Below are 25,750 nucleotides of genomic sequence, written 5' to 3' on the forward strand. Positions count from 1 at the left end.
GTACTATCGACCGTCGCCAAGGACGACGGCAGCGGGGTTTGTGGGGCTGAAGTGTCGGGAAATCGACAAAGCGCCGAAGCAATTCCGTCGGCTTCGGGTCGGCCCCGCCGGAATTCGGCCGGGGCAGGTGTACGCGGGTACTGGGTGATGCGACGATGGGACACATGGGGGACGGTGCACGGCTGCTGACCGGCCGTCGGATCCGGCGCCTCTCCTGGGAGTCCCCCCGGCCGCGCGCCGGGGCACGATGCCGCGACACTCTGGGGGAGCGGGAGTCGGCATGAGGCTGATCGGCAAGTCAGGCGCCAGGTCCGCGGCGGCCGTCGAGGCGGACACCGACGCCTGGGCGGAGAGCGCCGAGACCCCCGGAAGCCGCCCCGGAGCCCTGCCCGCCCAGCGCACCAGCGGACTGTCCGAGCGCCCCCCGGCCCCGGGCTACGGGCCCGACAGCCTGGTCCACGTGCCGACCCGTCAGTTCGCCGCCGCCGTCGGCGCGTACGGGGAGGACTCCGGCGGGCAGCCGGCCGCCGGCGCCGCGATCGACCCGGCCGGCCTCGACTCGACCAGCTTCGAATCCGCCCTCGCCGCCCGGGAGTCCGCCGCCCTGGAGGCCCGCCACCGGCAGGCCGCCGACAGCGGCGACCCGGACGCCGCCGGCCGGCTCGGCACCCTGCTGCTGCGCCGCGGCGAGCTGGAGGACGCCGAGCCCTACCTGCGCGCCGCCGCGGCCGCCGGGCTGCGCGCCGCCGCCAACAACCTCGGCGTGCTGCTGCACCAGCAGGGCCACCGGGCCGAGGCGGGCCAGTGGTGGCGCCAGGCCGCCGTCGCCGGCAGCGCGCCGGCCGCGCACGCGCTCGGGCTGCAACTGCGGGACCAGGGCGAGGAGGAGGCCGCCGAGTACTGGCTGCACTTCGCCGCCGACCACGGCCACCCGCTCGGCGCCTACGCGCTGGGCGACCTGATGGAGCACCGGCGGGACGTGCGCGCCGAACGCTGGTTCAAGGTCTCCGCCGACGCCGGGCACCGGGAGGCCTCCTACCGGCTGGCCCGGATGCGCGAGGCCGCCGGGGACAAGGAGACCGCCGAGACCTGGTACCGCACCGCCGCCGCCCGCAGCCACGCCCGCGCCGCGCTGCGCCTGGGCGTGCTGCTGGAGGAGCGCGCCCGCACCGACCGGTCCCTGCTGGACGAGGCGGCCCGCTGGTACCGGCAGGCCGCGCAGAACGGGGAGCCGCGCGCGGCCTGCGCGCTGGGCTTCCTGCTGCGCGACTCCGGGGACCCGGCCGCCGCCGCCGAGTGGTGGCGGGAGGCCGCCGAGGCCGGGGACGGCAACGCCGCCAACGCGCTGGGCGCCCTGCACGCGAGCCGGGGCGAGGCCGCCGCGGCCGAGCGCTGGTACCGCGCCGCGCTGGACGCGGGGGACCAGAACGGCGCCTTCAACCTCGGCCTGCTCTGCGCCGGCACCGGCCGCGAGCAGCAGGCCGAGCAGTGGTACCGCAGGGCCGCGTACGCCGGGCACCGGGAGGCCTGCAACGCGCTGGCCGTGGTGCTGCTGCAGCGCGGCGACGAGTCGGGCGCCCAGCCCTGGTTCTCCAAGGCGGCCGAGGCCGGCAGTGTGGACGGCGCGTTCAACCTCGGCGTGCTGCACGCCGGCCGCGGCGAGCAGCGGCAGGCCCACGAGTGGTACGCGCGCGCCGCCGCCGAGGGGCACGGGGGTGCGGCCCTGCAACTCGCGGTCGCCCAGGAGCAGCGCGGCAACCTGGCCGGGGCGCTGGAGCGTTACCGGCAGGCGGCGGCCGGCGGCTCGGCGGAGGGCGCGTTCCGGCTGGCCTCGCTGCTGGACCGGCGCGGCGACGCGGACGCCGAGGCCGAGCACTGGTACGCGCTGGCGGCGGACGCCGGGCACCGGCGCGCGCAGGTGCGGATGGGTGTGCGGGCGGCCGAGCGCGGGGCGCTGGAGATCGCCGAGAGCTGGTACCGGCGGGCGGCCGAGGCGGGCAGCCGCAGCGCCGCGTTCAACCTGGGACTGCTGCTGGCCCGGCAGGACAGCGAGGCCGAGGCGATGCTCTGGTACACCCGGGCCGCCGACGCCGGGCACGGCCGGGCGGCGCTGCGGCTGGCCCTGCTGGCGCTGCGCCGGGGGGAGCCGACGCAGGCGGAGAACTGGTGCCGGCGGGCGATCGACTACGGGCCGGCCGAGGTGGCGGAGCGGGCCGGACGGCTGCTGGGCGCGCTGAGCGCGGAACTGAGCGCGTAGGGCGCGCCGCGTGCGGTGCTGAGCGGGTAGGGCGCGCCGCGTGCGGTGCTGAGCACGCAGGGCGCGTCCTGGCCGGGCAACCGGTCGGCTACCCGCGGCAGTTCGGGCACAGCCCGCGGTAGGTGACCTCGGCGGCGGTGACGGCGAAGCCGTGCCGCTCGGCGCCGGGCAGGGCGGCGAGCGGGTCGCCGTGCGGGTGGACGTCGCGGATCGCGCCGCAGCCCGAGCAGACCAGGTGCTGGTGGGCGCGGTGCGCGTTGGGGTCGTAGCGCTTGGCGCGGCCGTCGGTGGCGACCTCCAGGACCTCGCCGAGGGCGACCAGTTCGCCGAGCGCGTTGTAGACGGTGGCGCGGCTGATCTCCGGCAGCCGGGCCGCCGCGCGGGCGTGCACCTCGTCCGCGGTGAGGTGGACGTGGTCGCCGTCCAGGGCCTCGGCCACGACCCGGCGCTGCGAGGTCAGCCGCCAGCCTCTTGCGCGCAGTCTCTCCAGCAGGTCACTCATGCATCCAGAATAGGTCAGGCTCCGAGATTGGTTCCAGTGTTGACTTGGACAAAGTCCAAGTTAGGATCGTGTCATCACGACCGGACACCGCGGAGGCACTCCCATGACGATCCAGGACGAGCAGCGCCCCACCCTGACCACGGAGGCGGGTGCCCCCGTCGCCGACAACCAGAACACCGAGACGGCGGGCGTCGGTGGCCCGGCGCTCATCCAGGACCAGCTGCTGTTCGAGAAGCTCGCGCACTTCAACCGGGAGCGGATCCCGGAGCGCGTGGTGCACGCCCGCGGCGCGGGCGCGTACGGCACCTTCACGGTGACCGCCGACGTGACCCCGTGGACCAGGGCGGCGTTCCTGTCCGAGGTCGGCGGGCAGACCGAGGTCTTCCTGCGCTTCTCCACCGTGGCGGGCAACCTCGGCGCGGCCGACGCGGTGCGCGACCCGCGCGGCTTCGCGCTGAAGTTCTACACCGAGGAGGGCAACTACGACCTCGTCGGCAACAACACCCCGGTGTTCTTCATCAAGGACGCGGTCAAGTTCCCCGACTTCATCCACACCCAGAAGCGCGACCCGTACAGCGGCTCGCAGGAGGCGGACAACGTCTGGGACTTCTGGGGCCTGTCGCCCGAGGCCACCCACCAGGTGACCTGGCTGTTCGGCGACCGCGGCATCCCGGCCTCGTACCGGCACATGAACGGCTACGGCTCGCACACCTACCAGTGGCAGAACGAGGCCGGCGAGCACTTCTGGGTCAAGTACCACTTCAAGACCGACCAGGGCATCCGCAACCTCACCCAGGCCGAGGCCAACACCCTCGCCGGGGAGGACCCGGACAGCCACCAGCGGGACCTGCGCCGCTCGATCGAGCAGGGCGACTTCCCCAGCTGGACGGTGCAGGTCCAGATCATGCCGGCGGCCGACGCGGCGCAGTACCGCTTCAACCCCTTCGACCTGACCAAGGTCTGGCCGCACGCCGACTACCCGCCGATCGAGATCGGCCGGCTGGAGCTCAACCGCAACCCCGACAACGTCTTCGCCGAGGTCGAGCAGTCGGTCTTCTCCCCGGCGCACTTCGTGCCCGGCATCGGCCCGTCCCCCGACAAGATGCTCCAGGGCCGGCTGTTCGCCTACGCCGACGCCCACCGCTACCGGGTCGGCATCAACGCCGACCACCTGCCGGTGAACCGTCCGCACGCCACCGAGGCCCGCACCAACAGCCGGGACGGCCACCTGTACGACGGCCGCCACGGCCGGCAGAAGAACTACGAGCCGAACAGCTTCGGCGGACCGGTGCAGACCGGCCGTCCGCTGTGGGCCGCGACCGCCGTCGACGGCCTCACCGGCAACCACGTGGCGCCCTCGCACGCCGAGGACGACGACTTCGTGCAGGCGGGCACCCTGTACCGGCTGTTCTCCGAGGAGGAGAAGCAGCGCCTGATCGCCAACCTGGCGGGCTTCATCGCCAAGGTCTCGGCCGACCGCGAGGACATCGTGGAGCGGGCGGTCGACAACTTCCGCAAGGCCGACGCCGACTACGGGCAGCGGCTGGACGCGGCGGTCCGGGAGCTGCGCAAGCAGTAGCACCGGGCCCGGCAGGACGGCGGCCCCCGCGACCGGTTCCCACCGGTCGCGGGGGCCGCGACCACGCTCAGACGCTCAGCCGGCGCAGGGCCTCCTCGTGCAGCAGGCCGTTGGAGGCGACGGCGTCGGCGCCGCCGGGGCCGGGGATGCCGTCCAGGCCGGTGAAGCGGCCGCCGGCCTCCTCCACGATGACGCAGTTGGCCGCCATGTCCCACAGCGACAGCTCGGGCTCGGCGGCGATGTCGACGGCGCCCTCGGCGACCATCATGTAGGACCAGAAGTCGCCGTAGGCGCGGGTGCGCCAGCAGGCCCGGGTGAGGTCCAGGAACGGGTCGAGGCGGCCGCGCTCCTCCCAGCCGGAGAGCGAGGAGTACGAGAAGGACGCGTCCTCGATCCGGGAGACGCCGGAGACGTGCAGCCGGGAGGCCTTGGTCAGGCTGCGGCCGCCGAACGCGCCGAGGCCCTTGGCCGCCCACCAGCGGCGCTGGAGCGCGGGGGCGGAGACGATGCCGACCACCGGGCGCTCGACGCCGTCCGGGCCGTCCTCCAGCAGGGCGATCAGGGTGGCCCAGACCGGGACCCCGCGGATGTAGTTCTTGGTGCCGTCGATCGGATCGATCACCCAGCGGCGCGGGCCCGAGCCCTGGAGGCCGAACTCCTCGCCGAGGACGGCGTCCCGCGGGCGGGCGCGCTGGAGCACGCCGCGCACGAGCTCCTCGGCGGCCTTGTCGGCGTCGCTCACCGGGGTGAGGTCGGGCTTGGTCTCGACCTTCAGGTCGAGGGCGCGGAAGCGCTCCAGGGTGACCGAGTCGGCCGAGTCGGCGAGGACGTGGGCGAGTCGGAGGTCGTCGTGGTAATCGGCCATGTCCGAAACCCTAGCGAGCCTCCCCCGATCGGCACAGCCGGGCTCGCGGAGCGGTACGGAGCGGACCGGGGGGCGGACGGAGCGGGCGCGGGCGCGCGGCCGTTCAGTGCGCGGTGCCGCTGAGCTGGAGGCCGATGACACCGGCGATCACCAGGGAGATCGAGACCAGCTTGAGCACCGAACTGGTCTCGTTCAGGAAGACCATGCCGTAGATCGCGGTGCCGGCCGCGCCGATGCCCGTCCACACCGCGTAGGCGGGACCGACCGGCAGGGTCTTCAGCGAGAGCGTGAGCAGGCCGAAGCTGCCGAGGGCGAACACGCAGAAGCTGATGGTGGGCCAGAGCTTGGTGAAGCCCTCGCTGAGCTTGAGGTTGATCGCGAAGCCGGTCTCCAGCAGGCCGGCCAGGACCACCAGGGCCCATGCCATCGGGTGCCCTCCCTGTCGATCGAGGGTCGGGACGTGAACGGCCCGACTTTCCTATGATCGCCAGGCGGGCCCGCTCCGACACCTCGAACGGGCCACCGGCTCCGCGTCCTACTCGACCTCGCCCTCCTTGCTGGCCAGCAGCCGGCGCAGCGAGTAGAGCCGGGCGGCCTCGGCGTGGCCCTCGGCGACCCAGGCGTCCAGCGCGCAGTCCGGCTCGTCGTGGCTGCACGCGCGCGGGCAGTCGACGGTGCCGGGCTCCAGGTCGGGGAAGGCCAGGATGACCCGGGACGGGTCGATGTGGGAGAGGCCGAAGGAGCGGAAGCCGGGGGTGTCGATCACCCAGCCGGGGTCCAGCGCCTTCTTCGAGCCGGGCTTGGCGCCGGGCGGCGGGGGCAGCCGCAGCGCCAGGGCGGAGACGGTGGTGTGCCGGCCGCGGCCGGTGACCGCGTTGACGTGCCCGGTCTGCCGCCTGCGGTCCGGGACGAGCGCGTTGACCAGGGTGGTCTTGCCGACGCCGGAGTGGCCGATGAACACCGTGGACAGCCCGCGCAGGTGCTCGCGGACGGCCTCGGCGCCGGTGGTCTCCAGCTCGTCGCGGCGGGTGACCACGTACGTGATGCCGAGCGAGGCGTAGGAGTCCAGCAGGATCGAGGCCGGGGCGAGGTCGGACTTGGTGAGCACCAGCAGCGGTTCCATGCCCGCGTCGTAGGCGGCCACCAGGCAGCGGTCGATCAGCCGGGGGCGTGGCTCGGGGTCGGCCAGGGCGGTGACGATGGCCAGCTGGTCGGCGTTGGCGACGACGATCCGCTCGTACGGGTCGTCGTCGTCCGCGGTGCGTCGCAGCACCGAACCGCGCTCCTCGACCCGGACGATCCGGGCCAGGGTGTCGGCGTCCCCGGAGAGGTCGCCGACCAGGTTGACCACGTCGCCGACGACGACGCCCTTGCGGCCCAGCTCGCGGGCCTTCATGGCGACGACCTCGTGCTCCTGCTTCGTCCCCGGATCGACCAGGCAGGTGATCCGGCCGCGGTCGACGGTCAGCACCATCGCCTCGGCGGCGTCCTCGTGTTTGGGCCTGATCCGGGTCCGCGGCCGGGAGCCCCGGCGGGCGGGGCGGTTGCGGATGTCGTCCTCGTCGGCGTCCTTGCCGTAGCGGCGCATGTGCTCAGTCTCCGCTCAGGCGTCCGCCGCCGCTCCGCCGAGCAGCTCGGCCCACATCCCGGGGAAGTCGGGCAGGGTCTTGGCGGTGGTGGCCACGTTCTCGACCCCGACGCCGGGCACGGCGAGGCCGATGACGGCGGCGGCGGTGGCGAGGCGGTGGTCCTCGTAGGTGTGGAAGACGCCGCCGCGCAGCGGGCGCGGGCGGATCCGCAGGCCGTCCTCGGTCTCGCTGACGTCGCCGCCCAGGTCGTTGATCTCCTTGGCGAGCGCGGCGAGCCGGTCGGTCTCGTGCAGGCGCAGGTGGGCGATGCCGTACAGGTGGGACTCGGAGTCGGCGAGCGCGGCGACGGCGGCGATCACCGGGGTGAGCTCGCCGACATCGTGCAGGTCGGCCTCGATGCCGTGGATCCGGCCGGTGCCGGTGAACTGGAGGCCCTCGTCGGTGAACGCGCAGGCGCCACCCATCCGGGTGTAGATCTCGCGCAGCTGGTCGCCGGGCTGGGTGGTGTGCGCGGGCCAGTCCCGCACGGTGACCCGGCCGCCGGTGACCAGGGCGGCGGCGAAGAACGGGGCGGCGTTGGAGAGGTCGGGCTCGACGACCATGTCGCGGCCGACCAGGGCGCCGGGGGTGACCCGCCAGACGTCCTTCTCGCCGCCGTCCTCGGGGGCGTCGACCTGGGCGCCGGCCAGGCGCAGCATCTCCACCGTCATCCGGATGTGCGGCAGCGACGGGACCGGGCCGCCCACGTGGCGGACCTCGATGCCGTGGTTGTAGCGGGCGCCGGAGAGCAGCAGCGCGGAGACGAACTGGGACGAGGAGGAGGCGTCCAGCTCGACCGGGCCGCCGTCCAGCGAGCCGGTGCCGTGCACGGTGAGCGGGAAGGCGCCGCGGCCCTCGTCGTCGAGCCGGGCGCCGAGCGCGCGCAGGGCGTTGATCACGCCGTGCTGGGGACGCTCGCGGCAGCGCGGGTCGCCGTCGAAGTGCACCGGGCCGTCGGCGAGGACGGCGAGCGGGGGCAGGAAGCGCATCACGGTGCCGGCGTTGCCGACGTCGACGGAGGCGGGGCCGAGCAGCGCGGGGGCGGGGATGACCCGCCAGGCCTCGCCGCCGCCGGTGCCGCCGGAGTCGTTGTTGACCTTCTCCTCGATGGTGACCCCGAGGGCGCGCAGGCCGTCGGCCATCAGCTGGGAGTCCCGGCTGCGCAGCGGGCGGCGCACCCAGCCGGGACCGTCGGCGAGTGCCGCCAGGACCAGGGCCCGGTTGGTGACCGACTTGGAGCCGGGGATGCTGACGGTGGCGTCGACGGGGCTGGTGGCGACGGGAGCGGGCCACGGGGTCTCGGTCATGGGGCAAGTCTAGGGGCCGTGCCGGAACGGATTCCGCGTGCGGGCGTGGGTGTGGGCGTGCGGGCGGGCGTGGGTGTCGGGACGGTTCGGGGCGGCGCGTCGCGCGGACCGGCTAGGACAGCGGCTGGAGCAGCCAGGAGGCGCCGAGTCCGAGGCAGGCCAGGGCGACGAGCAGGAAGACGGTGACCCAGGCGATCGCGGGGACGTGGGTGAGCCGGGCGAGCTGGTCGGCGTCGGAGTCGCGGGCCCAGCCGATCCTGCGCTGGTGCTGGAGTTCCAGGACGGGACGGACCGCGCCGAACAGCAGGAACCAGCAGCCGAGGTACGCGAAGCCGGCCTGGACCTCGGCGCTGCCGAACCAGGAGACCAGGAAGAAGGCGGTGCCGGAGGCCAGCACGGTGAGGAAGCCGAAGGCGTTGCGGATGCGCAGCAGCAGGGCGAGCAGCAGCACGATCGCCAGCCAGAGCAGCAGGGTGATCCGGTCGGTGGCGAGCAGGGCGGCGCAGCCGAGGCCGAGCAGGGCGGGGGCGGTGTAGCCGGAGGCGGCGGTGAGGACCATGCCGGGGCCGGTGGGGCGGCCGTAGGAGAGGGTGAGGCCCGAGGTGTCGGAGTGCAGCCTGATGCCGGCCAGCTTGCGGCCGGTGACCAGGGCGACCAGTCCGTGGCCGCCCTCGTGGGCGATGGTCACGGCGTTGCGGGCGACGTGCCAGAGCGGGCGGGCCAGGACGGTGAGCAGGGCGACGGCCCCGGTGGCCAGGACCAGCCAGCCGGGCGGGGTGCTCTGGGTGCCGGTGACCTGGTTCCACAGGTCGCCGAAGGTGTGGTCGTCCGTGTTCATCGGTGCCTCTCCGCCTCCGTCCGTCGTACCGGGCCCGTCCCGTTGGGCCGTTCGGGGCAGCCTCCCATGCGGGGACGGGCGGGCGGGAGCGGGCGGTTCCGGTGCGGGGACGAGGAAGTCCCGGGGCCGGCGGCATGGCAAGCTGGCCCGCATGTGCGGTCGGTTCGCAGCCAGCAGCAAGCCCGAGGACGTCGTCGAGCTGTTCGACGTCGAGCACTGGGACCCGGGGGAGACCCTGGACCCGAACTGGAACGTCGCGCCGACGAACAGCGCGTTCGTGGTGCTGGAGCGGCTGGGCAGGGAGCGGCCGCGGCCGGTGCGGCAGCTGCGGGTGCTGCGCTGGGGGCTGGTGCCGCAGTGGTCGAACTCCGCCGAGACGGCGGTGAAGATGATCAACGCCCGGTCGGACACGGTGCACGAGAAGCCCTCGTACCGGCAGGCCTTCGCCGCCCGCCGGTGCATCCTGCCGGTGGACGGGTACTACGAGTGGCAGACGGTGCCGGGGGAGCGCGGCAAGGCGCGCAAGAAGCCGTACTTCGTCTCCCGGGCGGACGGCACCCCGCTGGCGCTGGCCGGGCTGTACGAGTTCTGGCGCAACCGGGCGGTGCCGCCCGGGCACCCGGAGGCCTGGCTGGTGACGTTCACGATCGTCACGACGGACGCGGAGGAGGCGCTGGCGCCGATCCACGAGCGGATGCCGCTGTTCCTGGACCGGCGGGACTGGGACGCGTGGCTGGACCCGGGGCTGACCGACCCGGACGAGGTGCGCCGGCTGCTGATACCCCCGCCGCCGGGCGCGCTGCTGGCCACCCCGGTCTCGCCGGCGGTCGGCAGCATCCGCAACAACGGCCCCGGGCTCAAGGAGCCGTGGGCCGAGGCCGAGTACGAGACCACCCTGTTCTGACCCGTCCTGTCCTGTCCTGCCCTGTTCCGTTCCGAAGGTTCCTGGAGACGCCGAGATGAGCACCACCGAGCTGGTCCCCACCGAGGCCGGGGAGGCCCGGATCAGCTACCACCGGGCCGCGAAGCCGGTGGCCGTGCTGGCGCTCGGCCACGGCGCGGGCGGCGGGATCGAGGCCAGGGACCTGGTGGCGCTGGCCGGGAAGCTGCCGGCCAGGGGGATCACCGTGGCGCTGGTCGAGCAGCCCTGGCGGGTGGCCGGGAAGCGGCTGGGGCCGGCGCCGAGGACGCTGGACCTCGGCTGGCGGCCGGTGGCCGGGAGGCTGGCCGGGCAGGGGCTGCCGCTGGTGGTGGGCGGGCGCAGCGCCGGGGCGCGGGTGGCCTGCCGGACGGGCGCGGCGACCGGGGCGGTGGGGGTGGTGGCGCTGGCGTTCCCGCTGCACCCTCCCTCCTCCGCCCGCCATCGCGGAGGAGGGGCCCATGGCAGGCCGGAGAAGAGCCGGGCCGACGAGCTGCTGGAGTCGGGGCTGCCGACGCTGGTGGTGCAGAGCGCGGCGGACCCGTTCGGCGGGCCGGCGGAGTTCCCCGGGCTGCCCGCGGGGCACGAGCTGGTGGCGGTGCCGTACGGCAGCCACGGTTTCGAGGTGCCCAAGCGGGCGCCGGTGGGGCAGGACGAGGTGCTGGACCTGATCTGCGCCGCGGTGGGGGACTGGGTGCTGGCCCTGGTCGGGGGCCGGTGAGCGGAGCGTCGCCGTTCGCTCACTCGTGCGAGTGAATGGTCTCCGTGAGCGGGAATGTGCGCGGGGTGCGGGTGGTTGTCGTCTCCGTCAGCACGAGTCACCGGTGAGAGGCAGGGCAGATGGGTTCGATCGCGTGCCCCGAACGGCCTGAGGAGCGAGAGGCCGCTGTGGCGTTCGCCCCCTCCTGGCCGGAGTGGTTCGACGCGGGCGAGAAGCCCGTCAGCCCGATATCCTCCATTTCTGGGCGGCCCGCCGTGGGCCGTGCCCGTCATGCCGAGGAGGTGGGTCCGGTCGTCGGGACCGAGCACGAGGCCGATCCGGGCCGTGGCCCGGGCGACGCCATGCCCACGGGCGAGGCGCTCACCGGTGAGGAGCTGGCCGAGGCGATCGGTGAGGACACCTACCGGGTGTCGGCGGAGGAGAGCGAGGAGACCCGGCGGGAGCGCTTCGAGCGCGACGCCCTGGGCTACCTGGATCCGATGTACTCGGCGGCGCTGCGCATGACGCGCAACCCGGCCGACGCGGAGGACCTGCTCCAGGAGGCGTTCGCCAAGGCGTACGCGTCCTTCCACCAGTTCCGCGAGGGCACGAACCTCAAGGCCTGGCTGTACCGCATCCTCACCAACACGTTCATCAACTCGTACCGCAAGAAGCAGCGGGAGCCCCAGCGCACCGCGGCGGAGGAGATCGAGGACTGGCAGCTGGCCAGGGCCGAGTCGCACATGTCGACGGGTCTGCGCTCGGCCGAGACCCAGGCGCTCGACCACCTCCCCGACAGTGATGTGAAGGACGCGCTCCAGGCGATCCCGGAGGAATTCCGGATCGCGGTCTATCTCGCGGACGTGGAAGGCTTTGCGTACAAGGAGATCGCGGACATCATGGGTACTCCCATCGGTACGGTGATGTCCCGGCTGCACCGCGGCCGCCGTCAGCTGCGCGGCATGCTGGAGGATTACGCCCGTGAGCGCGGGCTCGTCCCGGCCGGCAGCGGGGCAGGGCAGGAAGCGAAGGGCTCGGGCTCATGAGCTGCGGCGATCCGCACGAAACCGAGTGTGGCGAGGTCCTCGACCACCTCTATGAATTTCTCGACAACGAGATGACCGAGGGCGACTGCGTCAAGTTGCGCGTGCACTTCGAGGAGTGCTCGCCCTGCCTGAAGCAGTACGGCCTGGAGCAGGCGATCAAGGCGCTGATCAAGCGCTCCTGCGGGTGCGACGACACCCCGGCCGACCTGCGCAGCAAGGTGCTGGCCAGGATCGACTCGATCCGGTCGGGGCAGCGCGCGGGCGAGCAGGTGGTGGTCGCGGTGGAGACCACCGTCGAGCTGCACGCCGAGGCGGCCAGGCCGGCGCCCAGGCCGGGCGGGGCGGCCGCGGGGGAAGCGCCCGGGCGTCCGGGCGCGCCGGTCGAGGCCGGCGCCCAGGCGGAGTGACCGGCCGACGGTAGGCGTGTGCCGGCCCGTCGGTGACGGCGGGTCGGATGGTTCGGACGGATTGTCGGGCGATTCGGCAGGTTGTCGGGAGGCCCGGGCAGGCCGTCGGACGGTTCGGATCAGGGTGTCCAGTGGCCCCGGGAGTGTGTGCTCCCGGGGCCGCTCCTGTTCTGCGCACATGCGCTGTCACTCGTTCGAGTGAGTTGGCGATGCGCCAACTGCGCCATTGCGCCATCATGCGTCCCCACGCCCGGGTGGCGGCCTATCCTCCTGACGGACGCTCACCGTCGGTTCGCCCGGCGTGCTGAGGCAACACCGGTCCGTACGGCGGGGAGGTCGAGATCGCTACCGACTGTGGAGGCGCGACCCTGCCGCGAGGGGCGGCGCGCTACCTGGTGGCCGTCCCGGTGGCGGCGCTGTGCTGTCTGGTGCCGCTGCTGCCGGCCGCCCCCGGAGTGCCGGGCTGGCTCGGCGGGCCGGTGGACTGGCCCAAGGTCGGACTGCTGGCCTTCCTGCACGGCTGCTGGGAGTCACTGGCCCAGGGCCTGCCCACGCCCTGCCTGGTGCTGGTGCGCCGGCTGCTGCGCCGGCCGGCGCTGCCCGAGCGGACGCCCGCCAGGCCCGGGGTGAACGCCTTCTTCCCGGTGCTGTTCGCCGGGGTGCTGATGCTGCCGCCGGCCGCCGCCGCCCTGGTGGCCGCCCCGGCCGCGCTGCTCGGCGGACCGAGCGGGCGCGGCTGCCGCCCGCGACAGCTGTTCAACGGCTCCCAGCTCGCGCTGTGCGCCTTCGCCTCCTCGGTCGTCTTCCACCTGCTGTACGGCCCGCAGCTGCTGCTCGGCTCCCGCTTCCCCGCCGCGCTACTGCCCGGGTTCGCCGCCGTCGCGGTGTTCTGCCTGGTCAACGGGGTGGTGGTGGGCGTCATGCGGATGCTCACCGAGGGTCGCAAGGTCTGGGTGCTGCTGCGCGGGGCGCACTCGGTGTGCGGGCTGCCGGTGCTGGTGCACGCGGCCGGCGGACTGATGGTCGCGGTGCTCTGGCAGGGCCCGTACGGCGCGTTCGCGGCGCTGCTGGCGCTGCTGCCGCTGTCCATCTCGGCCTGGGTGTTCGCCCAGGGCCAGCGCGAGCGGGACGCCCACCAGGCCACCGTGCAGGCACTGGTGCAGGCCGTGGAGATCAAGGACTCCTACACCCGGGGCCACAGCGAACGGGTCGGCCGGGCCTCGGTGCTGATCGCCACTCAGCTCGGCATGGAGGCCGAGCGGCTGCGTACCCTGCGCTTCGCCGGCATCCTGCACGACGTCGGCAAGCTCGGGGTGGCCACCGAGCTGCTGCGCAGAAACGGTCCCCTGACCGAGGCGGAGCGCCGGGCGGTGGAGATCCACCCGGTGTACGGGTACGAACTGGTGCGCGGGATCGACTTCCTCGGCGAGGCGCACGCGGGGATCCTGCACCACCACGAGCGGATGGACGGCCGGGGCTATCCGAGCGGGCTGGCCGGCGACCGGATCCCCGAGTTCGCCCGGATCATCTCGGTCGCCGACGCCTTCGACTCGATGACCTCCACCCGCTCCTACCGGCGCGGCCGGCCGGTCAGTGAGGCGGTGGCGGAGCTGGAGCGCTGCTCGGGCAGCCAGTTCGACCCGGTGATGGTGCGGGCGCTGATCGGCGCGCTGGCCGGGCACGACTGGCGGCCGGTGGTGCACTCCGAGGACTGCATCGAGGCGGTGCCCGACATCCCGCTCGGGGTGCCCGAGCCGGCCAGGGCGGCGCCGGGCCGGGTGCCGCCCCAGGGCGGGAACGTCCCCGCGGCCGGGCAGCCGTGAGGGCCCCCGGACGGGCGGTCCCCGGAGCCGTCTCTTCGGGGCTCAGGGCTTCCGGTCGTACGGCGCTCGGGTGGGTGGTGCCGGGATCCGGGCCGGCCGGGCGCCGCGCCCTGCGGCGGGTGGCCCTCGGCCGCACGCCCTGCGGGCGCACCGCGCGCGCGGTGCACGCGGCCGCCGCCGCGCTGCTGGTGCTCGCGCTGGGCGCGGTCGGGGTGCGCGGGATCGCGGAACCCGGGGTCGCGCTGGCGTTCACCGCGCTGATCGCGCTGGGCGAGTGTGTCCGCATCACCCTTCCGGGGGATCGGGAGCAGGCGCCCATCGGCGCGGCGGGGGCGCTGGCGTACGCCCTGCTCGGGCCGCTGCGCGGGGTGCCGACCGCGCACGGGACGCTCCAGGTGGTCGCGGTGACCGGGGCCGGCCTGCTGCTGGGCCGGCTGGCCGGACTCGCCCTGCCGCACCGGCCGGGACAGCCGCACCGCCGTCCGCCCTGGGGCGACCCGGCCCGCCGCGACGGCGCCGCCCGCCGGCTGCTCGCCGTCGGCTTCGCCGCCGCCGTCTTCCAGCCGCTGTACACCGGCGGCGCGGTCGACCGCTTCTCGCCCGCGGGCCCGGCGTACGGGGCCTTCCTGACCACCGTCGCCGCGCTGGCCGCGCTCTGCGACGCGACCCTGGCGGCCCTGCTGCGCCGCTCCGGCGGCGGGCTGCGGTTCCCGGCGGCGCTGGAGGACGAGCTGCGCTCGCTGTTCGGCATCGGTTCGGCGATCGTCGCCACCGGGATGCTGGTCAGCCTCGCGGCCGGCGAGGTCGGGCTGTGGGCGCTGCCGCTGTTCTGCACCCCGCTGCTGCTCGCCCAGGTGTCCTTCCGGCGCGCCGCCGCGGTGCGGGCCACCACCGGGCAGACCATCGCCAGCCTCGCCCGGGCCACCGAGGTGGCCGGCTACACCCCGCACGGGCACGCGCGCCGGGTCGCGGACACGGCGTGCGCGCTGGGCCGCGAGCTGGGTCTGGGCACCCGCGAGCTCGCCCTGTTGGAGTACGCCGCGCTGATGCACGACGTCGGCCAGCTGTCCCTGGTCGAACCGGTGCCGGACGGCGCCACCGCCCTGCTGCCCGGTGCCGAGCAGCAGCGGATCGCCCGCCTCGGCAGCGAGGTGATCAGCCGCACCGGGGTGCCCAGGCAGGTCGCCGAGCAGGTCGCCCGGCTGGCCGACCCCTGCTCCGGCCCCGCCGGCGGTGAGGGCCCGGTGCCGCTGGCGTCCCGGATCATCCGGGTCGCCAACGCCCACGACGACCTGCTCACGGCGGCCCGCGGCCGGGGCGTCGGCGAGGCGGTCGGGCGGCTGGAGGCGCTGGAGGCGCTGCGGCTGGGCCGCGGCCGGGTCTACGACGCCCGCGTCGTGGACGCCCTGGCCAGGGTGGGCGGGCAGACCCGCCGCTGAGGGGCGAGCCGGGGTGCGCGGGGCGCGGGCGCGCCGGGCCGTCCGCCGCCGTCGCGGCGCCGTCGCGGCGCCGGGGAACCGGGATCCGGCCGTCAGGGGTTGAGCGGGCGGCATCGGACGGGCAGGCTGGGGAGGGGCGGGCCCCAACCTCGGCGGTGGGGAGCGCGGCCGGGGGCGGGCGTGGTTGGATGCGGTCGTAGCGTGGAACACCGACCCGGGGCACCGGGCTCCGAACGCCGCCCGAGGCGGTACGGGCACGGTGGCACGGGACTTGAGCGGACGACGACGGCAGGGACGAACGTGAGGATCTTCCACCGGGCACGGCACCGGCCGTCCGCCACCTGGCGGCAGACGACCGACCGGGCCTTCACGCTGATCGGCGACGGCCGCTACGAGGACGCCGGCGCGCTGCTGGTGATGGCCGCCGACCTGGAGCCGTGGCTCTCCGACTCCTGGTTCAACCTGGCCCTGCTGCACAAGTTCCGCCGGGACTGGGAGCAGGCCCGCTCGGCCGGCCTGCGCGCCGTCGCCCTGCTGGACCGCGAGCACGGCGCCCCGGACTGGTGGAACCTCGGCATCACCGCCACCGCCCTCCAGGACTGGCCGCTGGCCCGCCGCGCCTGGCAGGCGTACGGGCTGAAGCTGCCGGGCGGCCCCGGCGGGCAGCCGGACGGCCCGGTCAGCCTGGACCTCGGCACCACCCCGGTGCGGCTCTCCCCGGACGGCGAGTCCGAGGTGGTCTGGGGCCGCCGGCTGGACCCGGCCAGGATCGAGGTGCTGTCCATCCCGCTGCCCTCCTCCGGCCGCCGCTGGGGCGAGGTGGTGCTGCACGACGGCGCCCCGCACGGCGAGCGGGTCACCGACGGCGTCGCCTACCCGGTGTTCGACGAGATCGAGCTGTGGGCGCCGTCCCCGGTGCCGACGTACGTGGTGCTGCTCCAGGCCGCCACCGCCGGGGACCGGGACGCGCTGGAGAAGCTGGTCGCCGACGCCGGCTACGCGGCCGAGGACTGGACCTCCTCGGTGCGGCTGCTGTGCCGGGCCTGCTCGGAGAGCCGGATGGCCTCCGACGACGGCGTCGCCGCCCACCACGACCCGCACGACGACGGCGACGCCGCCCACCCGGGCCACCTCAGCCACCTCAGCCAGGGCGGCGCGGCCGGGATGTCCTGGCTGGTCGAGCGGGAGTGCGGGATCGCCGCCCCGGCGCACCTCGTCCGCACCCTGCTGGACCGCTGGGCGGCGGCCGCCCCCGCAACCCGGGCTTACCGGGACCTCGAAGAAGTGTGCTGAGTACCCTGGTGAGGTAACGCGTACACCGACGGAAGCGGAAGACATGGCGGAGCAGGCCGAGCAGCACCAGCACGAGCACGACGTGGAGGGGACGGCGCCCGAGACGCCCGTGAAGGTGATGGGTGAGGAGCCCGACCTCAGCAAGGGCACCGCGCGCCCGATCACCGTCGTCGGCAACCCGGTGCTGCACCGCGAGGTCAAGGACGTCACCGCCTTCGACGGCGAGCTGTCCGCGCTGATCGACGACATGTTCCAGTCGATGTACGCCGCCGAGGGCGTCGGCCTCGCCGCCAACCAGATCGGCGTCGACCTCAAGGTCTTCGTCTACGACTGCCCGGACGACGAGGGCGTGCGCCACATCGGCCACGTGATCAACCCCGTGCTGGAGGAGTACCCGGCCGACCGCCGCCGCGTCCTCGACGACGGCAACGAGGGCTGCCTCTCCGTCCCCACCGCCTACGCCGAGCTGGCCCGCCCGGACTACGCCGCGGTCACCGGCGTCGACCGGGACGGCAAGCCGGTCCGCGTCGAGGGCACCGGCTTCTTCGCCCGCTGCCTCCAGCACGAGACCGACCACCTCTACGGCACCCTGTACATCGACAAGCTGTCGAAGCGGGACCGCAAGGACGCCCTGCTGCAGATGGCCGAGGGCACCCCGAAGTACGCGACGGTGCCGAACGACTGACGGTGCCGCTCGACTGACGGCGCGGTGCGCGCGAGGGCCGGGACACCACGGGTGTCCCGGCCCTCGGCGTCGGGTCAGCCGTTGCGCACCCGGCCGGTGGACTCGCGGGCGACCAGTTCCGGGGTGAACAGGTAGTCCCCGACCTGCCCGCCGTGCCCCTCCAGCTGGCGCCAGAGGGCCTCGGCGACGGCCGAGCCCATCTCCTGGATCGGCTGGCGCACGGTGGTCAGCGGCGGGTTGCTGTGCGCGGCCAGGTAGCAGTCGTCGTAGCCGACCACGGAGAGGTCGCCCGGCACCGAACGGCCGGCCTCGCGGGCGGCCTGGGCGACGCCGAGGGCCATCAGGTCGCTCCCGGCGACGATCGCGGTGACGCCCGCGTCGAACAGCCGGCGGGCGGCCGCGGCGCCGCCGGCGATCGAGTAGGAGGACTCCGCGTACCAGTCGGCCGGGGCGTCCTCGCCGAGCAGCTCGCGCATCGCGCGCCGGTAGCCGTCCAGGCGGTTGATCGAGGGCCGCAGGTACCCCTGGCCGCCGGCCAGCCCGATCCGCCGGTGGCCCAGTTCGCGCAGGTGGGCGACGGCGATCCGGGCGCCGAGTGCCTCGTCGGTGGCGACGGTGGGCACGGTCAGGCCCTCGACCCGGCCGCTGACCAGCACCATCGGGATGCCGCGTTCGTGCAGCAGCCGGTAGAAGCCGTGGTCGGCGTGCGGGTTGGCGTGCCGGCCGGAGACCAGGACCAGCCCGGAGACGCCCTTGCGCAGCAGGACGTCGATGTAGCCCAGCTCCGCGGTGCCCTGGCGGGTGGAGGTGCCGACCACGGCGGTCAGGCCGTGCTTGGCGAGCTGCACCTCGATCGCGGAGGCGAGCAGGGGGAAGACCGGGTTGTCGAGCTCGGGGACGACGATGCCGACCAGCGCGCCCTGGTGCGGGTCGTAGCCCTGGTCCGGCTGCCAGCCGAGTTCCCGCATGGCTTCGGCGACCTTGAGCCTGGTGTCGCCGGAGACGCCCGGCCGGTCGTTGATCACCCTGCTCACCGAGGCGGCGCTGACGCCTGCCCGGGCGGCGATGTCCCGTAGTGACGGGCCGCTCAATTGGTCCTCCCGACTGGTCGAGCCTGCATCTTACAAACCGCCGGCCGTGGGTCAGCGAGGCTGGTGAAACAATCTTAGCAACGTATTGCGCAACTGTTTCATCGCCGTTACGGTTCCCTCGTCGGCCCCGGTAAGCGGAACGCCGCCCTCCATCACCCTGTTCACCCGACCGAGGAGCTCCATGGAAACGGCCCGCAGCCACCGCCTCGCCGCCCGCCACCAGCCGCACCACGACGGCTCCGCGCGTTACGTCGGCGACCTCGCGCCACGGCTCGGGCAGACCGTCGACCTGCTGGTCCGGGTGCCGGCCGGCCGGCGGGTGGAGCGGGTCTTCCTGCGCTCCGTCCCGGACGGCGAACCGCACTTCGAGGCCGCGGTGCCCGACCGCACGGACGCCGACGCGACCTGGTGGCGGGCCCGCCTGACGATGGTCAACCCGGAGATGAACTACCGGTTCTGGCTGCACACCCCGGACGGCGGACGCTGGCTCACCGCGGCCGGCCTGCACGACCACGACCTGCCGGACGCCACCGACTTCCGCCTCACCACCCACCCGGCGCCGCCCGCCTGGGCCGCCGACGCGGTGGTCTACCAGGTCTTCCCCGACCGCTACGCCCGCGGCGGCGACGCCCCGCTCGCCGCCTGGGCCCGCCCCGCCGAATGGGACGCCCCGCTGCACACCGGCGACGCCGCCGCCCTCCAGCAGATGTACGGCGGCGACCTCTGGGGCGTGGCCCGCCGGATCGACCACATCCAGCGCCTCGGCGCCACCGTCATCTACCTCACCCCCTTCTTCGAGGGCCGCTCCAACCACCGCTACGACGCCGTCTCCTTCGACCGCGTCGACCCGGCGCTCGGCGGCGACGAGGCGCTGATCGCGCTCACCACCGAGGCCCACCGGCGCGGCATCAAGGTGATCGGCGACATCACCCTCAACCACTCCGGCAGCGACCACGAGTGGTTCCGCACCGCACAGCAGGACCCGGACGGCCCCGAGGCCGGCTTCTACTTCTTCGGCGAGGGCGGCCCCGAGGACTACGCCACCTTCCTGGGCGTGCGGACCCTGCCGACCTTCGACCACCGCTCGGCCGAACTGCGCCGCCGCCTCTACGAGGGCCCCGGCTCGGTGGTCGCCCGGTACCTCCGGGCGCCGTTCCACCTGGACGGCTGGCGGGTCGACGTGGCCCAGATGGCCGGCCGGCGCGGCGAGGTCGAGCTCAACCGCCTGGTCGCCACCACCACCGCGGCCACCGTCCGGGCCGCCAACCCCGACGCCGTGCTGCTCGCCGAGCACCAGCACGACGCCTCGCTCGCCCTGGGCGGCGACGGCTGGCAGGGCACCATGAGCTACGCGGGCTTCACCCGCCCGGTCTGGTCCTGGCTCGCCGAACGGCACGACCAGAAGGACTTCTGGGCGGTGCCCGGACCGATCCCCGACTACGGCGGCGCCCAACTGCGGGCCACCATGACGGCGTTCGGCGCCGCCCTGCCCTGGCGCAGCCGGGTGCACAACCTCACCCTGCTGGACTCGCACGACACCGCCCGGTTCCGCAGCTTCGCCGGACCCGAACGCCAACTGCTGGGCGCCGCCCTGCTGTTCACCCTTCCCGGCACTCCGATGGTGTTCTCCGGCGACGAGGTCGGCGTGCTGGGCGAGGGCCTGGAGGAGGGCCGCAAGCCGTTCCCCTGGGACGAGTCCACCTGGGACCGGCACACCTACCGCACCTACCGCGAGCTGATCCGGCTGCGCCGCGGCCACAGCGCGCTCGCCGGCGGCGGGCTGCGCTGGCTGCTCGCCGAGCGCGACGTCCTGCTGTTCGAGCGCGAGGACGACCACGAGCGGATCCTGGTGCAGATCAGCCGGGCCGACCACCCGCCGGTGGCCGGGGAGTGGCACGCCACCCACCTGCTCGGCGGGCCGCAGCTCGTCCCCGGTCGCGACCTGCCCGCCGAGGGCCCGGCCGTGCACGTCTGGTCGGTGGCCCGGTGAGCGGCGCCGGGGCCGCCGTGCGCCGCGGCCGGATCGAACGCATCCCGGGCTTCCGCTCCGAACCGCTCGGCAACGAACGGGACCTGCTGGTCCACCTGCCGCCCGGCTACGACGAGGACCGGGACGCCGACTACCCGGTGCTCTACCTCCAGGACGGCCAGCAGGTCTTCGACCAGGGACAGCGCCCCACCTGGGCGCTGGACCGGACGCTGGAGCGGCTCTACGCCGAGGGCCTGATCCCCGAGCTGATCGCGGTCGGCGTGCCCAACGCCGGTGCCGAGCGCGGCACCGAGTACTCGCACGTCGCCGAGTACTGGCGCACGCCCGGCACCCCGCTCAAGGGCCACCGCTACGAGGCGTTCCTGGCCGACGAGGTCAAGCCGTTCGTCGACGCCCGCTACCGGACCAGGACCGGGCCCGGGCACACCGCGGTGATGGGCTCCTCGATGGGCGGCCTGGTCGCCTACCACATGGCCTTCCGCCGACCCGAGGTGTTCGGCCTGGCCGCCGTCCTCTCGCCGTTCCTCACCCACGTCGACCCCGCCGACCTCGGCGAGAAGGTGGTGTACGAGCGCTACCGCCGCCGCGGACCCCGCCGGCTCTGGCTGGACATCGGCGGCCGGGAGGGCCTGATCCTGGCCCGGCCGGCCAGGGAGCTGGCCGTCCGGCTCCTCGACGAGGCCGGCTACACCAGCGGCGCCGACCTCCTCTACTACGAGGACCCGACCGCGCCCCACCACGAGGACGCCTGGCGCCACCGGGCCCGGCACGCGCTGCTGCACCTGTTCGGCGCCCCCTCGCCGGTCGTCTCGCTCACCGCCCCCGCGCACCTGCGGCTCGCCCCCGGCGAGACCTGGAGCGCCGTCAACCCGGTCGCCGTCCGGGCCGACGGCGTGCGGTACACCGCGCTGGAGGCCGACTGCCGGGCGGAGCGGCCCGAGGTCGCCGCCGTCTCACCGCACGGGCTGCTGCGCCCGCTGGCCGCCGGACGCACCGCGGTGACCGTCCGGGCGCACGGGCTGAGCGCGCACACCGAGGTCGAGGTGGCGCCGGAGCTGCCGGCCAGGCCCGTCCTGGAGGTCGTCGTCACCGTGCCGGACGGCACCCCGGACGACGCGCCGGTGATGTTCGGCCCGCTGCCCTGCCGGCCCGACGGCCCGGGGCGCTTCCGCGGCCGGATCGCCGTCCCGCGCGGCACCGGCTTCGACGGCGGCGTCTCCCGGGGCTGGGGCCTGGACGCCGTCGACGGGGACGGCCTCCGGGTCATGCACCCGCTCACCGTCGACCGGGACACCCGGCTCGACCTCACCGTCGACCGCTGGCACCGCCCGGCGGACGGCATCTGACCCGCCCCGCCCTCCCGGGGCCCGGCCTCTCCCGGGCCCCTCCCAGACGAAGGAGTCTCGGACGATGCGCTACCGCAGACACGCCGCCCTCGGCGTCCTCGCCCTGCTGGTCACGGCCTGCGGCGGCACCTCGCCCGCCGGCGCGCCGGCCGCCGGCCCGTCCTCAGCGAGCGGCGCGGCCCCGGGAGGAACGATGACCGACCCGGCGATCCCGGCCGCGGAGGGCGACCTGGTGATCTGGGCGCAGACCCAGCAGGCCGCCGCCCTCCAGCCGCTCGCCGACCGGTTCGGCAAGGAGCACGGGGTCCGGGTCACCGTCGTCCCGCAGTCCGTCAACACCCAGCAGGCCTACGTCTCGGCCACCAACGCGGGCAAGGGCCCCGACCTGGTGGTCGGCGCCTCCGACTGGCTGGGCAACCTGGTGCAGAACGGCGTCGTCGCGCCCGTCCCGCTGACCGCGGCGCAGAAGGCGCTGTTCCAGCCCGCCGCCCTGGAGGCCGTGAACCACGACGGCCGGCCGTACGGGCTGCCGTACGCGACCGAGAGCCTGGTGCTGTTCCGCAACACCGGACTCGCCCCGGACGCGCCCGCCACCTTCGAGGACCTCGCCGCCGCCGGGCAGGGCGCCGTCAAGGCGGGCCGGAGCGAGGTCCCGCTCGCCCTGCCGATCGGCCAGCAGGGCAACGCGTACGCGTTGCAGCCGCTGTTCACCTCGGCCGGCGGCTACCTGTTCGGCACCAAGGCGGACGGCGGCTACGACACCGCGGACCTCGGGGTCGGCGGGCCGGGCTCGATCGCGGCCGGCGAGCTGTTCAAGCAGTACGGAGAGAAGGGCGGCGGGCTGTTCAGCCGCTCGGTGGACACCAACGCCATCGCGCTGTTCACCGGGGGCAAGACGCCGTTCCTGGTGGCCGGACCCTGGGCGCTGGGCCAGCTCAAGCAGGCCGGGCTGCCCTACGCGATCTCGCCGGTGCCCGGCTGGGCGGGCAAGGGCCAGGCCAGGCCGTTCGTCGGGGTGCAGAGCTTCTACCTCTCCGCCAAGGCCAGGAACCTGCCGCTGGCCCAGGAGTTCCTGCTCCGCGAGATCGGCTCCGAGTCGGGCCAGCTGGCGCTCTACCAGGCCTCGCCGGAGCCGCCCGCGCTGACCTCCGCGCTCGCCAAGGCGTCCGCGACCGACCCCGACATCGCCGCCCTCGCGGCCGCCGGGGCGGGCGGTCAGCCGCTGCCGACGATCCCCGCGATGAACGCGATCTGGGGGCCGCTCGGCCAGGCCGAGGCGAACATCGTGGCGGGTGCGGACCCGGCCACGACCATGAAGCAGGCCGGGGAGGCCATCCGCGCCGCCCTGGGCCAGGCCCGCTGAGCCTCCTGCCTCCTGCCCGCCGCTCCTTCGTGCACCGCTCTTCCGTACACCGCGCCCTCGTACACCGCGCCCTCGTACACCGCGCCCTCGCGTGCCGGCCCCCCGCACGCGCGCAGCCACCCGGACGGCCACCACCTCCGGGCGCCCTCCGGACCAGGGACCACCCATGACCTCCCCCACCCTTCAGGACAGCAGGCGCCCGGACGACGACTCCGCCGCCACCCCGGACCGCCCGCCCCGCCGGGCCCCCCGCCGGTCGGGCGCCGTCACCGCGCTCCTGGTGAAGACCGCCCTGCTGGGCGGCGTCGCCGCCCTCGCCGTCTTCGCGGCGCCCCGGCTGTACGACGGCGGGCACTGGGCCGCGCTCGGCGTGCTGGCCGCCGCCGTCGGCGCGACGTTCTGGATCTACCTCTCGCCGCGCCGGCTGCCCGCCAAGTACCTGCTGCCGGCCACCGGGCTCTTCCTCGCCTTCGTGGCCTACCCCGTGCTGTACATCGTCGCGGTCTCCTTCACCGACTACGGCGACGGCCACCTGCTCACCAAGGACCAGGCCGTCCGCAGCCTCGTCGAGCAGTCCGTCGAGCCCGTCCCCGGCAGCTCCTCGTACGCGCTCACCATCGCCACCGGACCGGAGGGCGGTCCCCTGGTGCTGCTGCTCACCGACCCGGACACCGGGCAGGTCTCGGCGGGCACCGCGCGCGGCCTCGCCCCCGCCCCCGCCGGGACGGTGGCCGGGCCGGACGGCCGGGTGACCGCCGCCCCCGGGCTGAGGCTGCTCACCTTCGGCCAGGTCAACGCCCGCTCCGCCGAACTGGCCGGCCTGCGGGTGCCGGTGGGCGGCGACGCCTTCGTCGTGAGCCAGGGCCTCTCGACGGCCACCACCGCCCGGCCCGCCCTCGTCCACGACCGGGCGGCCGACACCCTCACCGACACCCGCGACGGCACCGTCTACCACCCCGTCGACGGCCGGTTCACCGCCGCCGACGGCTCCGGGCGCACCCTGCCCGTCGGCTGGCACCGCACCGTCGGCTTCGCCAACTTCACGGCCGTGCTCACCAGCCCCGCCATCCGCGGCCCCTTCCTGGGGGTGCTCGCCTGGACCTTCGGTTTCGCCCTGCTCTCCACCGGCGCCTCCTTCGCCCTCGGCCTCGGGCTCGCGCTCACCCTGAACCACCCGCGGCTGCGCGGTCAGCGGGTCTACCGCTCGCTGCTGCTGCTGCCGTACGCGATGCCCGCGTTCATCGGCATCCTGATCTGGCAGAGCATGTACAACCGGGACTTCGGCCTGCTCAACCAGCTGCTGCACACCCGGATCGACTGGCTGGGCGAGGCCTGGAGCGCCCGGTTCGCGGTGGTCCTCACCAGCCTGTGGCTCGGCTTCCCCAACATGCTGCTGATCTGCACGGGCGTGCTCCAGGCGATGCCCGCCGAACTGAACGAATCCGCCCGGATCGACGGCGCCGGGCCGTGGACGGCGTTCCGGGCGGTCACCTTCCCGCTGCTGCTGGTCGCCGCCGCACCGGTGCTGATCTCGTCCTTCGCCTTCAACTTCAACAACTTCAACGCCATCCAACTGCTCACCGGCGGTGGGCCGTTCGACGGGGCGGGCGGCACGGCCGGCTCCACCGACATCCTGATCAGCTACACCTACCGGCTGGCCTTCGGCGGGCAGGGCGCCCAGTACGGATTCGCCGCCGCGCTGTCCATCGTCATCTTCCTGCTGGTCGGGCTGATCACGCTGGTGGGCTTCCGCCGGACCCGCGCCCTTGAGGAGCTGAACGCATGACCACCACCCGCTGGCTGCGCCGCCTCGGCTGGCGGCACCTGATCGCCGTGCTCGCCGTCTGCTTCGCGCTCTTCCCGCTGCTGTTCGTGCTCTCCGCGGCGCTCAACCCGCTCGGCACGCTCCAGTCGTCCACCCTGCTGCCCCGGCACGCCTCGCTCGCCAACTTCACCGCGCTCTTCACCGACGGGCAGTACCCGTTCGCCCGCTGGCTGGGGAACACCGCGCTGGTCTGCGGCACCTTCGCGGTGCTCAACGTGCTGCTCGGGGTGCTGGCCGCGTACGCCTTCTCGCGGTTCCGCTTCCGGGGGCGGCGGTTCGGGCTGATGGCGGTCTTCCTGGTGCAGATGTTCCCGCAGTTCCTCGCGGTGATCTCGCTCTACCTGATGTTCGCGAAGATCGGCGACGTGCTGCCGGCGATCGGCCTGGACACCCCGTGGGGGCTGGTGCTGGTCTACCTCGGCGGCGCGATGGGGGTGAACACCTGGCTGATGAAGGGCTACCTGGACACCATCCCGCGGGAGATCGACGAGGCCGCCAAGGTGGACGGCGCCGGACACGCCCAGATCTTCTTCCGGCTGATCCTGCCGCTCGCCGCGCCGATGCTGGTGGTGATCTCCATCCTGTCGCTGACCGCCGCGCTCAACGACGTGATCCTGGCGAACATCTTCCTGACCTCGAACGACTCCAAGACCGTCGCGGTCGGCCTCTACGGGATCATCTCCGGCCAGCAGGACCAGAACTACGGGCTGTTCGCGGCCGGGGCGCTGGTGACCTCGTTGCCGGTGATCGTGGTCTACCAGTTCCTCCAGCGGTTCCTGGCCCAGGGGCTGACCGCGGGGTCGGTCAAGGGCTGAACCGGGGGGAGAGAGGGTGTGAGGGCGGGGCC

22 protein-coding genes are annotated in these 25,750 nt (G+C 74.4%); 15 read left to right on the plus strand and 7 right to left on the minus strand.

Annotated elements, in window-relative coordinates; translation table 11 throughout:
- The first annotated feature begins 280 nt into the window (after positions 1-280).
- Positions 281-2,257 (plus strand): tetratricopeptide repeat protein, encoded by a 1,977-nt coding sequence (locus ACIQOW_RS12625; RefSeq protein ID WP_401083380.1) that lies wholly within the window; start codon positions 281-283, stop codon positions 2,255-2,257.
- Between the two features lie 88 nt (positions 2,258-2,345).
- Here the strand turns inward: ACIQOW_RS12625 and ACIQOW_RS12630 are convergent, their stop codons facing one another.
- A complete protein-coding gene (locus ACIQOW_RS12630; protein ID WP_188295753.1) occupies positions 2,346-2,759 on the minus strand; it encodes a Fur family transcriptional regulator in 414 nt (137 codons plus the stop codon).
- A gap of 103 nt (positions 2,760-2,862) precedes the next feature.
- Here ACIQOW_RS12630 and ACIQOW_RS12635 point away from each other — a divergent pair, with 103 nt between their 5' ends.
- Positions 2,863-4,338 (plus strand): catalase, encoded by a 1,476-nt coding sequence (locus ACIQOW_RS12635; RefSeq protein ID WP_401083382.1) that lies wholly within the window; start codon positions 2,863-2,865, stop codon positions 4,336-4,338.
- A 67-nt stretch (positions 4,339-4,405) separates the two neighbouring features.
- Here ACIQOW_RS12635 and hisN read toward each other — a convergent pair whose 3' ends face one another.
- The 5 genes from hisN to ACIQOW_RS12660 all read right to left on the minus strand — a co-directional run bounded on the left by hisN (position 4,406) and on the right by ACIQOW_RS12660 (position 8,976).
- The gene (gene hisN / locus ACIQOW_RS12640; protein ID WP_401083384.1) at positions 4,406-5,203 is read right to left on the minus strand and encodes a histidinol-phosphatase; all 798 of its coding nucleotides are present in this window, start codon (positions 5,201-5,203) and stop codon (positions 4,406-4,408) included.
- A 103-nt stretch (positions 5,204-5,306) separates the two neighbouring features.
- The gene (locus ACIQOW_RS12645; protein WP_188295756.1) at positions 5,307-5,630 is read right to left on the minus strand and encodes a multidrug efflux SMR transporter; all 324 of its coding nucleotides are present in this window, start codon (positions 5,628-5,630) and stop codon (positions 5,307-5,309) included.
- Between the two features lie 108 nt (positions 5,631-5,738).
- Positions 5,739-6,791, minus strand: coding sequence for a ribosome small subunit-dependent GTPase A (gene rsgA, locus ACIQOW_RS12650; RefSeq protein WP_401083387.1), 1,053 nt, complete (start codon positions 6,789-6,791; stop codon positions 5,739-5,741).
- 15 nt (positions 6,792-6,806) lie between these two features.
- Complete coding sequence (gene aroA, locus ACIQOW_RS12655; protein ID WP_401083389.1) at positions 6,807-8,138, minus strand: 3-phosphoshikimate 1-carboxyvinyltransferase; 1,332 nt, start codon at positions 8,136-8,138, stop codon at positions 6,807-6,809.
- A gap of 112 nt (positions 8,139-8,250) precedes the next feature.
- The gene (locus tag ACIQOW_RS12660) at positions 8,251-8,976 is read right to left on the minus strand and encodes a M50 family metallopeptidase (RefSeq protein WP_401083390.1); all 726 of its coding nucleotides are present in this window, start codon (positions 8,974-8,976) and stop codon (positions 8,251-8,253) included.
- 151 nt (positions 8,977-9,127) lie between these two features.
- Here ACIQOW_RS12660 and ACIQOW_RS12665 point away from each other — a divergent pair, with 151 nt between their 5' ends.
- From ACIQOW_RS12665 to def, 8 genes are all read left to right on the plus strand, one after another.
- Entirely contained in the window at positions 9,128-9,880 is a 753-nt protein-coding gene (locus tag ACIQOW_RS12665) for an SOS response-associated peptidase (protein WP_401083391.1), read from the plus strand.
- 55 nt (positions 9,881-9,935) lie between these two features.
- A complete protein-coding gene (locus ACIQOW_RS12670; protein WP_401083393.1) occupies positions 9,936-10,616 on the plus strand; it encodes an alpha/beta family hydrolase in 681 nt (226 codons plus the stop codon).
- 167 nt (positions 10,617-10,783) lie between these two features.
- The gene (locus ACIQOW_RS12675; protein WP_317619982.1) at positions 10,784-11,641 is read left to right on the plus strand and encodes a sigma-70 family RNA polymerase sigma factor; all 858 of its coding nucleotides are present in this window, start codon (positions 10,784-10,786) and stop codon (positions 11,639-11,641) included.
- Positions 11,638-12,048, plus strand: coding sequence for a mycothiol system anti-sigma-R factor (gene rsrA, locus ACIQOW_RS12680; protein ID WP_401083396.1), 411 nt, complete (start codon positions 11,638-11,640; stop codon positions 12,046-12,048). Before ACIQOW_RS12675 ends, rsrA begins: the two co-directional genes overlap by 4 nt.
- 395 nt (positions 12,049-12,443) lie before the next feature.
- Positions 12,444-13,871 carry an HD-GYP domain-containing protein gene (locus ACIQOW_RS12685; protein ID WP_401083398.1) on the plus strand — a complete coding sequence of 476 codons (1,428 nt, stop codon included), beginning with the start codon at positions 12,444-12,446 and terminating at the stop codon, positions 13,869-13,871.
- 119 nt (positions 13,872-13,990) lie between these two features.
- The gene (locus ACIQOW_RS12690; RefSeq protein WP_401083742.1) at positions 13,991-15,310 is read left to right on the plus strand and encodes an HD-GYP domain-containing protein; all 1,320 of its coding nucleotides are present in this window, start codon (positions 13,991-13,993) and stop codon (positions 15,308-15,310) included.
- Between the two features lie 300 nt (positions 15,311-15,610).
- On the plus strand, positions 15,611-16,603 hold the full coding sequence (locus tag ACIQOW_RS12695) for a c-type cytochrome biogenesis protein (RefSeq protein ID WP_188299282.1): 993 nt from the start codon (positions 15,611-15,613) through the stop codon (positions 16,601-16,603).
- 43 nt (positions 16,604-16,646) lie between these two features.
- Entirely contained in the window at positions 16,647-17,288 is a 642-nt protein-coding gene (gene def / locus ACIQOW_RS12700) for a peptide deformylase (RefSeq protein ID WP_401083400.1), read from the plus strand.
- A gap of 74 nt (positions 17,289-17,362) precedes the next feature.
- On the opposite strand, the gene ACIQOW_RS12705 is transcribed toward def, so the two are convergent.
- A complete protein-coding gene (locus ACIQOW_RS12705; RefSeq protein WP_401083402.1) occupies positions 17,363-18,379 on the minus strand; it encodes a LacI family DNA-binding transcriptional regulator in 1,017 nt (338 codons plus the stop codon).
- A 181-nt stretch (positions 18,380-18,560) separates the two neighbouring features.
- Here ACIQOW_RS12705 and ACIQOW_RS12710 point away from each other — a divergent pair, with 181 nt between their 5' ends.
- The 5 genes from ACIQOW_RS12710 (at position 18,561) to ACIQOW_RS12730 (ending at position 25,718) form a co-directional block, all read left to right on the plus strand.
- Positions 18,561-20,369, plus strand: coding sequence for a glycoside hydrolase family 13 protein (locus tag ACIQOW_RS12710; protein WP_401083404.1), 1,809 nt, complete (start codon positions 18,561-18,563; stop codon positions 20,367-20,369).
- Entirely contained in the window at positions 20,366-21,715 is a 1,350-nt protein-coding gene (locus ACIQOW_RS12715) for an alpha/beta hydrolase (RefSeq protein WP_401083405.1), read from the plus strand. Before ACIQOW_RS12710 ends, ACIQOW_RS12715 begins: the two co-directional genes overlap by 4 nt.
- A 64-nt stretch (positions 21,716-21,779) precedes the next feature.
- Entirely contained in the window at positions 21,780-23,078 is a 1,299-nt protein-coding gene (locus ACIQOW_RS12720; RefSeq protein ID WP_401083407.1) for an extracellular solute-binding protein, read from the plus strand.
- A 166-nt stretch (positions 23,079-23,244) separates the two neighbouring features.
- Positions 23,245-24,864: an ABC transporter permease subunit gene (locus tag ACIQOW_RS12725; RefSeq protein ID WP_401083409.1), complete on the plus strand. Its 1,620-nt coding sequence runs from the start codon at positions 23,245-23,247 to the stop codon at positions 24,862-24,864.
- On the plus strand, positions 24,861-25,718 hold the full coding sequence (locus ACIQOW_RS12730; protein ID WP_401083411.1) for a sugar ABC transporter permease: 858 nt from the start codon (positions 24,861-24,863) through the stop codon (positions 25,716-25,718). Before ACIQOW_RS12725 ends, ACIQOW_RS12730 begins: the two co-directional genes overlap by 4 nt.
- Positions 25,719-25,750 lie beyond the last annotated feature (32 nt).

Source organism: Kitasatospora sp. NPDC091335, assembly GCF_044757205.1.
Taxonomy (GTDB): Bacteria; Actinomycetota; Actinomycetes; order Streptomycetales; family Streptomycetaceae; genus Kitasatospora.